Genomic DNA, 901 nt, shown 5'->3' on the forward strand with positions numbered 1-901 from the left:
TCGTCNGTCAGCTTATCTGCCTGGGACCACGGTCCCACCTGNATCGCCGGTCNGGTTATCTGCCTGGGACCACGGTCCCACCTGNNTCGNCNGTCAGNTTATCTGCCTGGGACCACGGTCCCANCTGTATCGCCGGTCAGGTTATCTNCCTGGGACCACGGTCCCANCTGNATCGNCGGTCAGNTTATCTGCCTGGGACCACGGTCCCACCTGNATCGCNGGTCAGNTTATCTNCCTGGGACCACGGTCCCACCTGNATCGCCNGTCAGGTTATCTNCCTGGGACCACGGTCCCACCTGCATCGTCGGCACATTATTAGTTAGGGACAACGGTTCAATCAATGCCTGTCACGAACAGGTATTGGCTTGTCGCCAGCAACCCGTTGAGCGGAGTAATCACGCAGCAGGACGGCAGTTACAGGCGATGGTGAAAGCTCTGTTGGGATCTGAACGAAGCATGTTGAGTGAAATTTGCAAAATTTCGTAGAGTATGCGGCTTCATCTTTAAATTTCCGCCAGCATTTTTAAAGCCAGCTACCGACGCTGCGCGTTGGCCGGCCCTTCGTCCGGCGGGTAACCAGTACCGGCCGATCTTACGACCCTGGATGAACATCATCCCGTCAGCAGCGTCTCCACTGTGATGTCGTTTTTCACACTGTCCGATCACAAAATAGAACGGGCAGGGACAACATATGGTAGGAAAAGCAGCTGCCAGAGACACAATATATTGATTACCCACAGTAAGGGGGGATAACCATGTGGGTAACATATTGAAAGTGCAACACGTTATCTGATTAATTGACTTTGTAAACGCCGCTGAACCATGAAAAAAAACCGGGGGAATCATCACAGCGCATAAACATACCGNNNGTTTTTGGGTGACGGCAANAGGCCCCTTTTAT

The organism is Klebsiella sp. EMBS2024, assembly GCF_036233805.1.
Classification (GTDB): domain Bacteria; phylum Pseudomonadota; class Gammaproteobacteria; order Enterobacterales; family Enterobacteriaceae; genus Klebsiella; species Klebsiella pneumoniae.